13 protein-coding genes are annotated in these 13,804 nt (G+C 67.6%); 7 read left to right on the top strand and 6 right to left on the bottom strand.

The genetic code is table 11. The features are described from left to right. Positions 1-89 precede the first annotated feature (89 nt). Positions 90-1,766 carry an NAD(P)H-dependent oxidoreductase subunit E gene (locus GTH22_RS00065; RefSeq protein ID WP_252942509.1) on the bottom strand — a complete coding sequence of 559 codons (1,677 nt, stop codon included), beginning with the start codon at positions 1,764-1,766 and terminating at the stop codon, positions 90-92. 642 nt (positions 1,767-2,408) lie between these two features. Here GTH22_RS00065 and carB point away from each other — a divergent pair. Further along, complete coding sequence (gene carB, locus GTH22_RS00060) at positions 2,409-5,762, top strand: carbamoyl-phosphate synthase large subunit (protein WP_252942508.1); 3,354 nt, start codon at positions 2,409-2,411, stop codon at positions 5,760-5,762. Between the two features lie 251 nt (positions 5,763-6,013). Here carB and GTH22_RS00055 read toward each other — a convergent pair whose 3' ends face one another. Beyond that, positions 6,014-6,412 carry a BrnA antitoxin family protein gene (locus GTH22_RS00055; protein WP_252942507.1) on the bottom strand — a complete coding sequence of 133 codons (399 nt, stop codon included), beginning with the start codon at positions 6,410-6,412 and terminating at the stop codon, positions 6,014-6,016. A gap of 163 nt (positions 6,413-6,575) precedes the next feature. Here GTH22_RS00055 and GTH22_RS00050 point away from each other — a divergent pair, with 163 nt between their 5' ends. Continuing rightward, the gene (locus tag GTH22_RS00050) at positions 6,576-7,154 is read left to right on the top strand and encodes a thymidine kinase (protein WP_252942506.1); all 579 of its coding nucleotides are present in this window, start codon (positions 6,576-6,578) and stop codon (positions 7,152-7,154) included. A 140-nt stretch (positions 7,155-7,294) separates the two neighbouring features. Here GTH22_RS00050 and GTH22_RS00045 read toward each other — a convergent pair whose 3' ends face one another. The 4 genes from GTH22_RS00045 to GTH22_RS00030 all read right to left on the bottom strand — a co-directional run bounded on the left by GTH22_RS00045 (position 7,295) and on the right by GTH22_RS00030 (position 9,622). Next, positions 7,295-7,633 (bottom strand): tRNA-binding protein, encoded by a 339-nt coding sequence (locus GTH22_RS00045; RefSeq protein ID WP_252942505.1) that lies wholly within the window; start codon positions 7,631-7,633, stop codon positions 7,295-7,297. After that, positions 7,630-8,430 (bottom strand): pyrroline-5-carboxylate reductase, encoded by an 801-nt coding sequence (gene proC, locus GTH22_RS00040; protein WP_252942504.1) that lies wholly within the window; start codon positions 8,428-8,430, stop codon positions 7,630-7,632. The genes GTH22_RS00045 and proC overlap by 4 nt, the downstream gene beginning before the upstream one ends. 144 nt (positions 8,431-8,574) lie before the next feature. Continuing rightward, positions 8,575-9,078: a YbjN domain-containing protein gene (locus GTH22_RS00035; protein WP_252942503.1), complete on the bottom strand. Its 504-nt coding sequence runs from the start codon at positions 9,076-9,078 to the stop codon at positions 8,575-8,577. Between the two features lie 280 nt (positions 9,079-9,358). Then, entirely contained in the window at positions 9,359-9,622 is a 264-nt protein-coding gene (locus GTH22_RS00030; protein WP_252942502.1) for an accessory factor UbiK family protein, read from the bottom strand. A gap of 103 nt (positions 9,623-9,725) precedes the next feature. On the opposite strand from GTH22_RS00030, the gene lgt reads away from it, so the two are divergent. The 5 genes from lgt to GTH22_RS00005 all read left to right on the top strand — a co-directional run. Next, positions 9,726-10,655: a prolipoprotein diacylglyceryl transferase gene (lgt, locus tag GTH22_RS00025; protein ID WP_252942501.1), complete on the top strand. Its 930-nt coding sequence runs from the start codon at positions 9,726-9,728 to the stop codon at positions 10,653-10,655. Beyond that, a complete protein-coding gene (locus GTH22_RS00020; RefSeq protein ID WP_252942500.1) occupies positions 10,652-11,710 on the top strand; it encodes a class I SAM-dependent methyltransferase in 1,059 nt (352 codons plus the stop codon). The genes lgt and GTH22_RS00020 overlap by 4 nt, the downstream gene beginning before the upstream one ends. A 4-nt stretch (positions 11,711-11,714) precedes the next feature. Continuing rightward, positions 11,715-12,470 carry a peptidoglycan editing factor PgeF gene (gene pgeF / locus GTH22_RS00015; protein ID WP_252942499.1) on the top strand — a complete coding sequence of 252 codons (756 nt, stop codon included), beginning with the start codon at positions 11,715-11,717 and terminating at the stop codon, positions 12,468-12,470. 289 nt (positions 12,471-12,759) lie between these two features. Further along, positions 12,760-12,903 carry a hypothetical protein gene (locus tag GTH22_RS00010; RefSeq protein ID WP_252942498.1) on the top strand — a complete coding sequence of 48 codons (144 nt, stop codon included), beginning with the start codon at positions 12,760-12,762 and terminating at the stop codon, positions 12,901-12,903. 458 nt (positions 12,904-13,361) lie between these two features. After that, positions 13,362-13,804 (top strand): Hint domain-containing protein (locus GTH22_RS00005; protein ID WP_252942497.1); only part of this gene is annotated, 443 nt, incomplete at its 3' end.

The raw sequence follows: 13,804 nt of genomic DNA, 5'->3' as shown, positions 1-13,804 counted from the left end.
GCCAACCCGCGGACCGGCGCTGCCCGGCTGGCGTGGCGCTGGGTGGCGGGCCGGGCTGGTGGGCAGACTGCCCACCCTACGGGGAGTGCTCATGCCAACTCCTCCGGGAAGTAGCGCAGCAGGTGGCGGATCGGGTTGCCCGCGGCCTGGCCGAGACCGCAGATGGAACTGTCGGTCATGACGGTGATGAGATCGTTCAGCAGGTCGCTCGAGGGGGTCTCGCCCGAGAGGATCGCGGCGGCCTTGGCGGTGCCCGAGCGGCAGGGGGTGCACTGGCCGCAGCTCTCGTGCTCGAAGAAGCGGATCATGTTCAGCGCGGCATCCTTAACCGAATCTTCATGGCTGAGAATCATCACGGCGTGGGAGCCGATGAAGCCCTGGTCCTTCTCGAACTCTCCGAAATCCATGGCGCGGTGGGCTTCGGAGGCGGGGAAGATGCCGCCCGATGCGCCGCCGGGCAGGAAGGCCTTGAAGCTGTGGCCGGGGGCCATGCCGCCGCAGTGCTGGTCGATCAGCTCCTGCAGCGGAATGCCGGCGGGCGCGAGCTTGACGCCGGGGCTGGCGACGCGGCCCGAGACGGAATAGGAGCGCAGGCCGTTGTGGTCTGGGCCATAGCCTTGAGAGGAGAACCAGCCTGCGCCGTTGCGCAGGATATCAGGCACCCAGGAGAGGGTTTCGACATTGTGGTTGAGCGTGGGGCGGCCGAACAGGCCGACCTCGGCGATGTAGGGCGGGCGATGGCGCGGCAGGCCGCGTTTGCCCTCGATGCTCTCGATCATCGCGCTCTCTTCGCCGCAGATATAGGCCCCGGCCCCGCGCCGGATCTCGATCGGCACATGAGCGAGGCCCGCGTGCTCGAGCGCCTCGACCTCGGCCTTGAGGATGGCGAGCACCGCCGGGTATTCGTCGCGCATGTAGATATAGATGCGCTCGCAGCCGACGACATGGGCGGCGATCAGCGCGCCCTCCAGCATGCGGTGGGGTTTGCGCTCGAGCCACCAGCGGTCCTTGAAGGTGCCGGGCTCGCCCTCGTCGCCGTTCACGGTCATCAGGCGGGGGGCCTCATAGCCACGCACGAAGCCCCACTTCTTGCCCGCCGGAAAGCCCGCGCCGCCAAGGCCGCGCAGCCCGGCATCCGACATGGTCTCGATGGCCGCCTCGGGGGTGATCTCGCCGGCGCGGATCTGCTCGTAGATGTCGTAGCCGCCCGCCTCGCGGTAGCTTTCCAGCCCCTCGTAGTCGGGGATCACCGGGGCGAGCGGGCCGGTGGCGGCCTCGGTCAGCGAGGCGGGCGTGGCGTGGTCGACGGCCAGCTTGCCGACCTGCGCGGCAGGCGCACGGTCGCAGGCGCCGATGCAGGGCACCGGCTGGATGCGGATGCGCTCGGGGTCGGTGATGCCCTTGAGGGTCTCGATCAGGCCTTCGGCGCCCGCGAGCGCACAGGTGAGGCTTTCGCAGACCCGGATGGTGACCGGCGCGGGCGCGGCCTCGCCCTCCTTCACCACGTCGAAATGGTGATAGAAGGTGGCCACCTCGTAAACCTCGGCCTGGGCCATGCGGAACAGCTCGGCCAGCGCGGCCAGATGCGCCGCCGACAGATGGCCCCTCGCGTCCTGCAGGCGATGCAGCGCCTCGATCAGCAGGTCGGCACGGCGCGGCATGTCGCCGAGCAGCCGTGTGACCTCCTCGAGCGCCGCCTCCTCCACCTGCCGCCCCTTGGGCTGGCTGGCATCGCGGCGGGCAAAATCCTTGGCTATCCGGTTCATCGCGGCTGGCTCTCCTCCTGCTCTTGCCGATCTTATGGCACGCCTCCCGGGCAGGCAAAACGCCCGCGACGACCATGAAGGCGGCGGAAGCGTCACCCTTCGCGCCCCGATCGGAAACCCATGGCGCGGGCCGGAAACACTTGCGCGGTGCCGGGGCCGGGTCAATGCAGCCGATGGTAGGGGGCGGCCCAGGGGCGGGCGCAACGTTTTGTTAACCAAGGCATGGCAGAAGGGAGTCGCGGTACAGGCTGGGAAGCCGATGACCGCGCAAGGAAATGCCCCGCTGCCGCTGGTCCCAGACCGTCCCGGTGGCGGGGTTCGCCTGTCGCGGGTCACCGACCGCCCAACGCCGCGCATTTGACTAAAATTTTACCCAAGCCCCCGCGCGCGCCCCGCCGGACGCGCCGCCCGCCGCAACCGCCGCCCTCCGGCCCGCCCTGCCCCCGGCGCAGCGCCCGCCGTCGACGCGCCAACCTGTTGCATTTTCTTGCTGCAAATATCCAATCCCGCCCGTGCAGCCGGGCCGAAGGCCGGGAATCGGCGCACCACCCTGCCAATCTTCACCATCTGGGCCGCACCCCCTTGCCCTCGCCCGCCCCATCCCTATAACCCACGACAATTTGCGCCGCCCCGGGGATGACCATGCCAAAAAGAACCGACATCAATTCCATCATGATCATCGGTGCAGGCCCCATCGTCATCGGACAGGCCTGCGAGTTCGATTACTCCGGCGCACAGGCCTGCAAGGCCCTGCGCGAAGAGGGCTATCGGGTGATCCTGGTGAACTCCAACCCGGCCACCATCATGACCGACCCGGAACTGGCCGATGCCACCTACATCGAGCCGATCACCCCCGAGGTCGTCGCCAAGATCATCGAGAAGGAGCGCCCCGACGCGCTGCTGCCCACCATGGGCGGCCAGACCGGGCTAAACACCTCGCTCAAGCTCGAAGAGATGGGCGTGCTCGACAAGTTCGGCGTCGAGATGATCGGCGCCAAGCGCGAAGCCATTGAAATGGCGGAAGATCGCGCGCTCTTCCGCGAGGCGATGGACCGGATCGGGCTGGAAAACCCCAAGGCCACCATCGTCACCGCGCCCAAGCGCGAGAACGGCAGCCGCGATCTGGAGGCCGGGGTGCAGATTGCCCTTGGCGAGCTGGAAGAGATCGGCCTGCCCGCCATCATCCGCCCCGCCTTCACCCTCGGCGGCACCGGCGGCGGCGTGGCCTACAACCGCGAGGACTACATCCACTACTGCCGCACCGGCATGGACGCCTCGCCGGTCGGCCAGATCCTCGTCGACGAATCCCTCCTCGGCTGGAAGGAATTCGAGATGGAGGTGGTCCGCGACAAGGCCGACAACGCCATCATCATCTGCTCGATCGAGAACGTCGATCCGATGGGCGTGCACACCGGTGACAGCATCACCGTGGCCCCTGCCCTCACCCTGACCGACAAGGAATACCAGATCATGCGCAACGGCTCGATTGCCGTGCTGCGCGAGATCGGCGTCGAGACCGGCGGCTCCAACGTGCAATGGGCGGTGAACCCCGCCGATGGCCGGATGGTCGTGATCGAGATGAACCCGCGGGTCAGCCGGAGTTCGGCGCTGGCCTCCAAGGCCACCGGCTTCCCGATCGCCAAGATCGCCGCCAAGCTCGCCGTCGGCTACACGCTGGACGAGCTGGACAATGACATCACCAAGGTGACGCCCGCGAGCTTCGAGCCGACCATCGACTACGTGGTCACCAAGATCCCGCGCTTCGCCTTCGAGAAGTTCCCCGGCGCCAAGCCCGAGCTGACCACCGCGATGAAGTCGGTCGGCGAGGCCATGAGCATTGGCCGCACCATCCATGAATCCATGCAGAAGGCGCTGGCCAGCATGGAAACCGGCCTCACCGGCTTTGACGAGATCGAGATCGAGGGCGCCCCCGATGCGGCCGCCGTCACCAAGGCGCTCTCGCAGCAGACCCCGGACCGGATCCGGGTGATCGCCCAGGCCATGCGCCACGGGCTTTCGGACGATGCGATCCAGGCCGCCACGGCGTTTGATCCGTGGTTCCTCGCCCGCATCCGCGAGATCGTGGAGGCCGAGGCCGAGCTGCGCCGGAACGGTCTGCCGATGGACGAGGCCGGGCTGCGCCACGTCAAGATGATGGGCTTCACCGATGCCCGGCTCGCCAAGCTGACGGGCCGGGACGAGGCCAACATCCGCCGCGCCCGCCTGAACCTCGGCGTTGTCGCCAGCTTCAAGCGGATCGACACCTGCGCCGCCGAGTTCGAGGCGCAGACGCCCTACATGTATTCCACCTACGAGCACCCGGCGATGGGCGAGGTGGAATGCGAGGCGCGGCCTTCGAATGCCAAGAAGGTGGTGATTCTGGGCGGCGGACCCAACCGGATCGGCCAGGGCATCGAGTTTGATTACTGCTGCTGCCACGCCTGTTTTGCCCTGACCGGGCAGGGCTACGAGACGATCATGGTCAACTGCAACCCGGAGACGGTGAGCACCGACTATGACACCTCGGACCGGCTCTACTTCGAGCCGCTGACCTTCGAGCATGTCATGGAGATCCTGCGGGTGGAGCAGGAGGCGGGCACGCTGCATGGCGTCATCGTGCAGTTCGGCGGGCAGACCCCGCTGAAGCTGGCCAACGCGCTGGAGGCCGAGGGCATCCCGATTCTCGGGACCACGCCGGATGCCATCGACCTTGCCGAGGACCGTGAGCGGTTTCAGGATCTGGTCAACCGGCTGGGCCTCAAGCAGCCCAAGAATGGCATTGCCCATTCCGACGCCGAGGCGCTGGGCATTGCCGCCGACATCGGCTTTCCGCTGGTGATCCGACCGAGCTACGTGCTGGGCGGGCGGGCCATGGAGATCGTGCGCGATCAGGCCCAGCTCGAGCGCTACATCAAGGAAGCCGTGGTGGTGTCGGGCGACAGCCCTGTGCTGCTCGACAACTACCTGTCGGGCGCGGTCGAGGTGGATGTGGATGCGCTCTGCGATGGCACCGATGTGCATGTCGCCGGCATCATGCAGCACATCGAGGAGGCCGGGGTGCACTCGGGCGACTCGGCCTGCTCGCTGCCGCCCCACACCCTGAGCGAAGACATCATCGCCCGCCTCACCGAGCAGACCCGCGCGCTTGCGCTGGCGCTGCATGTGGTCGGGCTGATGAACGTGCAGTTCGCGGTGAAGGCCAATGCGGCGGGCGAGGAGGAGATCTTCCTCATCGAGGTGAACCCGCGGGCCTCGCGCACCGTGCCCTTCGTCGCCAAGGCGACCGACAGCGCCATTGCCTCCATCGCCGCCCGGCTGATGGCGGGCGAGAAGCTGGCCGATTTCCCGGTGGCCGCGCCGCACAAGCCGGTGGACGAGAACACCCCGATCCCGATGGGCGACCCGCTGAGCCTCGCCGATTTCCGCACGCCGTGGTTCTCGGTCAAGGAAGCGGTGCTGCCCTTCGGCCGCTTCCCTGGCGTCGACACGCTGCTCGGGCCGGAAATGCGCTCGACCGGCGAGGTCATGGGCTGGGACCGCAGCTTTGCCCGCGCCTTCCTGAAGGCCCAGCTCGGCGCCGGCACACTGCTGCCGCAGCCGGGGGCGGGCAAGGTCTTCCTGTCGATCAAGGAAGACGACAAGGGCGCGCAGCTGGTGGAAACCGCGCAGGTGCTCACCGCGCTCGGCTTCCCGCTGATCGCGACGCGGGGCACGGCGGCCTACCTCGCCGAACACGGGATCACCGCGGAAGTGGTGAACAAGGCCTACGAGGGCCGCCCGCACGTGGTGGACGCGATGAAGAACGGCGACATCTGCCTGGTGATGAACTCGACCGAGGGCGCGCAATCGGTGGAAGATTCGCGGAGCATGCGGGCAGTCTGCCTGAGCGACCGGATCCCCTATTTCACCACGCTGGCCGCCAGCCATGCGGCGGCGCTGGCCATGAAGTCGCGCGACGAGGGCGAGCTGGTGGTGCGGTCGTTGCAGCAGGCGTGACGCGATCCAGATGAGCGCCTGCGGCGCACGCTATCTATTTGGTTTGCCTCCGGCGGGAGTATTTGGCGCAAGAAAATGAACGGGGTCCGCTGCATTTTCTTGCTGAAAATATCTCCCGCCGGAGGCTCGAAAGTGAAAGCGCATCGCCTCGAGTGGCGCCAGCTTGGCGAAGGCGCGCCTTCGTTGCCACAGTCGTAGGTCGGGACTTGTCCCGACACTCTGGCCGATGAGGCGCAGCCGAAGAGGCCCCCCTAGCCTTCCTCCCCGCTCTCCCCGAATTCCACCCGCCGGCGGGTCTTGAAGGCCAGTTGCTCGGGGCGCAGGACGTAGTCGTTCACGTCGGGACCCTCGATCACCTTGGCCAGCCGCATGTGCATGAAGGCGCGCAGGACGCGGTTGATGCGGGGTTGGTAGCCGGGGCCCATGGCGCGGAAGAACTTGAGGACATCGCTGTCGAGCCGCAGGGTGACGCGCTCGCGTTTGGGGTCGCGGCGGTCGTCGTCGCGCCAGATGTCGTGCCAGTCGGGGGGGCAGCCCCTGAGATCCCAGAGGCGGTCGTGGATGTCGTGCTCGATCATCCGCAGGGCGTCGACGCCATACATGAAGTTCTGGCGTTCGGTCTTGGTCATCTTCGACGGATCGACGGGCATGGGGCACTCCTGGCAGGGTGCGGGCAGTTTGCGCAGAAAGGGTTAACCGGGCGCGGATGGGCCGTGCGCAGGATCGGCCGGGGGTGCGCGGGGCGGTTGCGCTGGCGGGGCGGATTTGCTCTATCCGGCGCTGATCGCGCAGGCAGCCGGGGACAGGGGGCGCATGGCCAAGCTCTATTTTCACTATTCGACGATGAACGCGGGCAAGAGCACCATTCTGCTGCAGGCCTCGCACAACTACCGCGAACGCGGGATGCAGACCTACCTGCTGAACGTCGCCTTCGATGACCGCGCCGGGGCGGGCACCATCGGCAGCCGGATCGGGCTGGAGGCGGAGGCCGATACCTTCACCAGCAGCGAGGACCTGTTTGCCAAGATCGACGCCCGCCGCCGGGCCGGGCCCTGCGCCTGCGTGTTCATCGACGAGGCGCAGTTTCTGACCAAGGAGCAGGTCTGGCAGCTTGTGCGGGTTGTCGATGACCTGAAGGTGCCGGTGATGTGCTACGGGCTCCGGGTGGATTTTCGGGGCGAGCTGTTTCCGGGGTCGGCGGCGCTGCTGGCGCTGGCCGACGAGATGCGCGAGGTGCGCACCATCTGCCACTGCGGCAAGAAGGCGACGATGGTGGTGCGGATGGACGAGCAGGGCGAGGTGCTGCGCGACGGGGCGCAGGTGCAGATCGGCGGCAACGAGACCTATCTCAGCCTGTGCCGCCGCCATTGGCGCAAGGCCATGGGCCAGTAAGGGCTGGCCGGGGGGCTTGGGTCGGGCACCGGGGATGACTGTGGTGCGGAGGGGAGAGATCCTCGGGTCGAGCCCGAGGATGACAGTGGTGGGGGGGGAGAGGTCCTCGGGTCGAGCCCGAGGACGACGGCAGGATTCCGTCAGAACATCCGCCCGCCGATGGGCACGTCCTGTCCCGGGCCGAGCAGCACCACTTCGCCGTTCTCGTCGGGGATGCCGAGCACGAGGGCCTCGGACATGAAGGGGCCGATCTGGCGGGGCGGGAAGTTGACCACGCCCATCACCTGCCGCCCGACCAGCTCTTCGAGCGTGTAGTGCACGGTGATCTGGGCCGAGGATTTCTTGACGCCGATCTCCTCGCCGTAGTCGACCCAGAGCTTGTAGGCGGGTTTGCGGGCCTCGGGGAAGGGCTCGGCCTTCACCACCGTGCCGACGCGGATATCGACCTTCAGGAAGTCGTCGAAGGTGATTTCGCTCATGATTTCAGTTCCTTTGCGCGGTTGGTTGCAGCCTCGACCGTGCGGCGCATCAGGTCGGGCAGGTCGGGCATGAGCACCTCGAGCCCGGCCTGGGTGGTGCCATTGGCAGAGGTGACGTTGATGCGGAGTTGTTCGGCGGAGGTTTCGGCGTCGCTATGGGCCAGTTCCCCTGCCCCGCAGACGGTGGCGCGGGCGAGCTTCATGGCGAGCTCGGGGGCAAGGCCCACGGCCTCGCCCGCGGCGGCCAGCGCCTCGATCATGTGGAACACATAGGCCGGGCCGGAGCCGCTGACGCCGGTGACGGCATCTATCTGGTCTTCGGTGTCGAGCCGCACCACCTCGCCCACGGCTTGCAGCAGGGCGCAGGCCATGTCGAGCTGGGCAGGCGTGACGGCCCCGTTGCCGATGACGGCGGAGATGCCCCGGCCCACGGCGGCGGGGGTGTTGGGCATGGCGCGCACCACGGGCACATCGCCCAGCGCGGCCTCGAAGGCGGCGATGGGGGTGCCTGCGGCGATGGAGATGAAGGTGGTGGCGGCGCCCAGCGCGCGCAGGGAGGGCAGCGCATCACCCATCATCTGCGGTTTCACGGCGATGATCGCGACGGCGGGGCTTTCGGGCAGCGGCGCGTTTATGCGCACGCCGGTCTGGGCCTTGAGCCAGTCGGAGGGGTTCGGGTCGAGCACGGTGACGGCTGTGGGGGAGAGCCCCTCGGCCAGCCATCCGGCGAGCATGGCCCCGCCCATCTTGCCGCAGCCCAGAAGCACCAGCCCGCGTGCGTTGAGTTCATCCATCATGTTCCGGCCTCGCTGATTTGTGGCGCGAGACTACGGCTCAGCGGCGGGGGTGCAACCCGAATTGGGGGTGAATGGGGCGGGCAAACGAAAACGGCGGGTGCCGCTCGGGACACCCGCCGTTGTGAAACTTCGATGCGTCCGGGATCAGGCCCGGCCGTAGGCCTCTGCGATGGCCACCTGCATGGCGTCCTTGGCGGTGCGGTCGCCCCAGACCACCAGCTGCATCGCCGGGTAGAAGCGCTCGGCGGCCGAGACGGCGGCGCCGATCAGCTTGTCGATCTGCTCGGGGTGGGCCATCTGGCCGCCGCCCATGACGAGGCCGTAGCGGTAGACCATGAGCTTCTGCTCGGCCCAGTAGGTGAAGGCCCCGGCCCAGCACATGTCGTTGATGGAGTTCAGAACCTCGAAGAGAGGCCCGTGCTTTTCTTCGGGCGGCTCCATCTCGAAGGTGCAGATGAGGCGGAGGGTCTCGTCGTAGCCGGACCATGCGAGGGTGATCGAATAGGTGCGCCACTGTCCTTCGACCGCCATCGCGATCTGGTCATCCGCGATGCGGTCGAAATCCCACGAGTGATGCTCTGCCAGCGTTTCGACGATGTCGATCGGGTGAAGATCCTCGGATTCGATGTAAGATTCGGAAAGTGACATGCCCGGCCCCTTTGTTGCTCGTTCCGCTGGCTCTGCGGCCGCCAGAACTTGTTGCCTGCTCTAGGAACGGTGGGTTTTCCATCCGCCCTTACCACATATCGTGCGCGTGATGGGTTGCGTGTGTAAAGCCAAATCTTGCAGCACACCGCAATAAGTTGTGGAGAAAGAAGAGGCAGCCACGAAATCCGGCAGGGGATGGGCGGGGGCGCGGGGGCGGCGTGCTCAAAAGCCAACGCCCGGGCAAAAACCCGGGCGCTTCGGCGGGACTGTCACGGGGACTTCAGGATTTTTTGGCAGGCTTCGCCGCGGCGGCTTCCAGCGCGTCGAGCCGGGCCTTGAGAGCCTCGTTCTCTTCGCGGGCCTTCTGGGCCATGGTGCGCACCGCGTCGAACTCTTCGCGGGTCACGAAGTCGCGGTCGACAAGCCAGCGGTCCATCCAGCCGCGCATCGCCGTTTCGGCCTCGTCCTTTGCGCCCTGGGCCACGCCCATGGCGTTGGTCATGAGCTGGGAAAGGTCGTCGAAAATCTTGTTGCGGGACTGCATGGGGCCTCCGATTGCGGATGGGTCGCACTTGCAGGCTCATATGGGGCTTTGCGGGTGAATGTGCAAGGTTGACACCGCCCCCCCTGCGCGGCCAATTGCGCCCATGCAGGCGCTTATCCCCTTTCCCGAGATCGACCCGGCGATCTTTACCATCGGCCTTTTCGGCATGGAGTTTTCGCTGCGCTGGTATGCGCTGGCCTATATCGCGGGGATCATCGCGGGCTGGCGCATTGGCGTGACGCTGGCGGGCCGCGCCGGGCTGTGGCCGGGCAACAGGGTGCCGATGAGCCGCGAGCAGGGCGACGACATGCTCACTTGGATCGTGCTCGGCATCATCCTGGGCGGGCGGCTGGGCTACGTGCTGTTCTACAAGCCGATGTATTACTGGGAGAACCCGGCGGAGATCATCCGGGTCTGGGATGGCGGCATGGCCTTTCATGGCGGGCTGCTCGGGGTGATCATCGGGGTGTGGATCTTTTGCGCCCGCAACGCGATTGCCAAGATGAACATTGCCGATCTGCTGGCGGTCTGCGTGCCGCCGGGGCTGTTCTTCGGGCGGATCGCCAACTTCATCAACGCCGAGCTTTATGGCCGCCCGACCGATGTGGCCTGGGGCGTGAAGTTTCCGTCGATGTGCTTCGACCCGGTGCGGCAGGGCTGCGAGGTGGCGGGCGAATGGTTTTACTACGGGAGCGAGGTGGCGCGGCATCCGAGTCAGCTTTACGAGGCCGGGCTGGAGGGGCTGCTGCTGGGCACGGTGGTGCTGGTGATGGCGCTCAAGGGCAGCTTCAAGGTGCCGGGGCTGACGGTGGGGGTGTTCTTTGCAGGCTACGGGCTGTCGCGCTTTGTGGTCGAGTTCTACCGGCTGGCGGATGAGCAGTTCATGAGCGCCGACAACCCGGCGGGCTACGTGATGCGGATTGGCGAATGGGGCATCACCAAGGGGCAGCAACTGAGCCTGCCGATGATCGCGCTGGGGATCGGCCTTATCATCTACGCGCTGCTGCGCAGGCGCCGCGCCGCCCCGGCATGACGCCGCTGGCAGAGAGGCTGCGCGCGCGGATCGAGGCGGAGGGGCCGCTGGGGGTGGATGCCTTCATGGCGGCCTGCCTGACCGACCCGGACCACGGCTATTACACCACGCGCGACCCGCTGGGCGCGGGCGGCGACTTTATCACCGCGCCCGAGATCAGCCAGATGTTCGGAGAGCTTGTCGGGCTCTGGCTCGCGCAGGTCTGGGTGGATCACGGCGCGCCGGGGGCTTTCGTGCTGGCCGAGCTGGGGCCGGGGCGGGGCACGCTGATGGCCGATGCGCTGCGGGCGGCGGGCAAGGTGCCGGGCTTCGCGCAGGCTGCCCAACTGGTGCTGGTGGAGGCTTCGGCCCCGCTGCGGGCGATGCAGGCCGAGGCGCTGGAGGGCCACGCGCCGCGCTGGGTGGACAGCCCGGAGGCGCTGCCCGATCTGCCGCTGTTCCTTGTGGCCAACGAGTTCTTCGACGCGCTGCCGGTGCGCCAGTTCATCCGCGCGGGCGAGGGCTGGCACGAGCGCTGCGTGGGGATCGAGGGCGCGGGGCTTGGCTTTACCACCCGGCCCGCGCAGGTGCCCGAGCTGGGCTATCGGCTGGGCGACACGGAACCGGGCGAGATGGTGGAAACCTGCGCCCCGGCCACGGCGATTCTGGGCGAGATCGGCCGGCGGCTGGCGCGGCACCGCGCCGGCGCGGCGCTGGTGATCGACTATGGCGCGGCGATCTCGCGGGGCGACACGCTTCAGGCGCTGAAGGCGCATGAGATGGTCGACCCGCTCGCCACACCGGGCGAGGCGGACCTGACGGCGCATGTGGATTTCGGCGCGCTCGCCGCCGCCCGTGGCCCGGCAGAGGCCGCGCCGCTCACCCCGCAGGGGGTGTTTCTGGAGCGGCTCGGAATCACCCAACGCGCACAGGCCCTGGCCGGGGGGCTGGAAGGCGCGGCGCTGGAAAGCCATATTGCCGCCCATCGCCGCTTGACCCACCCCGAGGAAATGGGGAGGCTCTTCAAGTGTCTTGCCCTCCATCCGGCCAGCACGGCCACACCCCCCGGTTTTTGAGCCCTTGACCCTGGATATCATCACCTCCCCGGCCCTCGCCCCCGCCACCCACGGGTTCTTCACCCGCAAGGGTGGGGCCTCTTCGGGGGTGTTCGAAGGGCTGAACTGCGGCGGCGGCTCCTCGGACCTGTCGGACGCGGTGGAGGTGAACCGGGCGCGGGTGGCCGGGGCGATGGCGGTGGCGCCGGAGAAGCTGGTGACGGTACATCAGGTGCATTCGCCCGATGTGGTCACGGTGACGGCGCCGCTCGAGGGCAAGCCCAAGGCCGACGCGCTGGTGACGGCGACGCCGGGGCTGGCGATTGCGATTCTGACCGCCGATTGCCAGCCGGTGCTCTTTGCCGACGCGGAGGCGGGCGTGGTGGGTGCGGCGCATGCCGGATGGCGCGGGGCGCTCTCGGGGGTGCTTGCGGCCACGGTGGAGGCGATGGAGGCGCTGGGGGCGCGGCGCGAGAGGATCGCCGCCGTGATCGGCCCCTCGATCAGCCAGCGGGCCTATGAGGTTGGCCCCGAGTTCTTTGAGGACTTCATGGCCGAAGACCCGGAGTTCAGCCGCTTCTTTGCCGGGGGCGCGGGCGACCGGATGCAGTTTGACCTGCCCGCCTTCGGGCTGCACATGCTGCGCGAGGCGGGCGTGAGCCGCGCCGAATGGACCGGGCATTGCACCTATTCGGACCCGGCGCGATTCTATTCCTACCGGCGCACCACCCATCGGGGCGAGGCCGACTACGGGCGACTGATCTCGGTGATCCGGCTCTAGGGGGGGGGCCGATCGGGGCAGGAATGGGGCGCGCCCTGCCCGCCTGCTGCCCCATTGCCTGCCAGAAACAATGCCGACTCCGCCGCCGGACTGTTTCCGCCTCATTCCGGGTGCCTTGTTTTGCTGGCCTCTCGGCTTCGGCACGGTCTTGCCGCAATTCGTCCGGCATCCTCTTCAAGTTTTCTTAAATTTCTTGCCGTATGCCAAAACAGCGCCGCGTTCGGAGGCGAGATTGTTTGCGAAGGGGCAACAAGCCCGGCCAAAGAGCACACGAGCAGGAGCTAGAGAGATGAAGACGCGCTGGATCAAGACCACCATCGAAACCGCGGAAGCCGCGAAGGTGGAAATGCCATGGGCCCGGGGCCGCCGCCGCGAGGCGATGATTGCCCGGCGCGAGGCGCGCATGGCGGCGTTGAATCTCCTGTCGGCCTGAGCCGCAGCACGACTTTCCCTCGCCGGGGATGTACCCCCCCGGCATATCACAGCAGCCCGCCGGTCCTCCCCCGGCGGGCTGTCTGCTTTTGCGCCCGGCGCAGGAGCGAAAAGCGGGGCCGACGGGGGCCTGCGGGAATCAGAATGTGGCAGGGCGGGCCACGATCGCGAAACAGTTTTGCGCGAAACCGCCGGATTGGCGTGGCAGCCGGGTGAAATCGGCCGCGAACTTTGACAGACCCGGCATCGCGCCGCCATTTTCTTCCTCAAGACAAATCCTTCTGCGCTCTTTGGTGGGGGCCAAGCAGATGTGATCGAACCGAAAGGTGGTATCGCATGGTGTACCCTCGCCATCCCGTCGCTGGCCTCGCGACGGACGCTATTCGCCCTCAGGGTCAAACCCCGGGGCAAACCTCCTGGACGTCCCGCTCGGACGTTCGCTCGAAACCTCGGCGGGTGATGCCTCTCACCCGCCGCTTCGAGGTTTCCTATCTCGCTTCCAATGGTGACATTGATGAGTTTCAGCGGGTGGCTCCGGCCACCCCGCTGTTTGAGGAAGCCTTCTCGGCCCTGGGCCGGGGGGCTCTCATTTCTACCGTCGACGGCCTCACGGCGGTGGAAGACATCCTGCCCGGCACCCTCGTGGAAACGGCCAACGGCCCGAAACCGCTGCTGTGGATCGGCTCGATGACGGTGTTTCCCGAAAGCGGCGAATTGGCCGCACGGGCGCCGGGGCGCGAGCCGCAGAAGATGTTGCGGATTGCCACCGACGCCTTCGGCTTCGGCCGTCCGGCCCCCGACCTGATGCTCGGCCCCAAGGCGCGGCTGCTCTATCGCTCCGCCGCCTGCACCGAGGCCGTGGGGGCGGAGGAAGCCTTTGCCCCGGCGCGGGCCTTCATCGA

This window comes from Oceanicola sp. 502str15 (assembly GCF_024105635.1).
Lineage (GTDB): Bacteria > Pseudomonadota > Alphaproteobacteria > Rhodobacterales > Rhodobacteraceae > Vannielia.
This window is presented reverse-complemented; position numbering and strand designations above follow the sequence as displayed.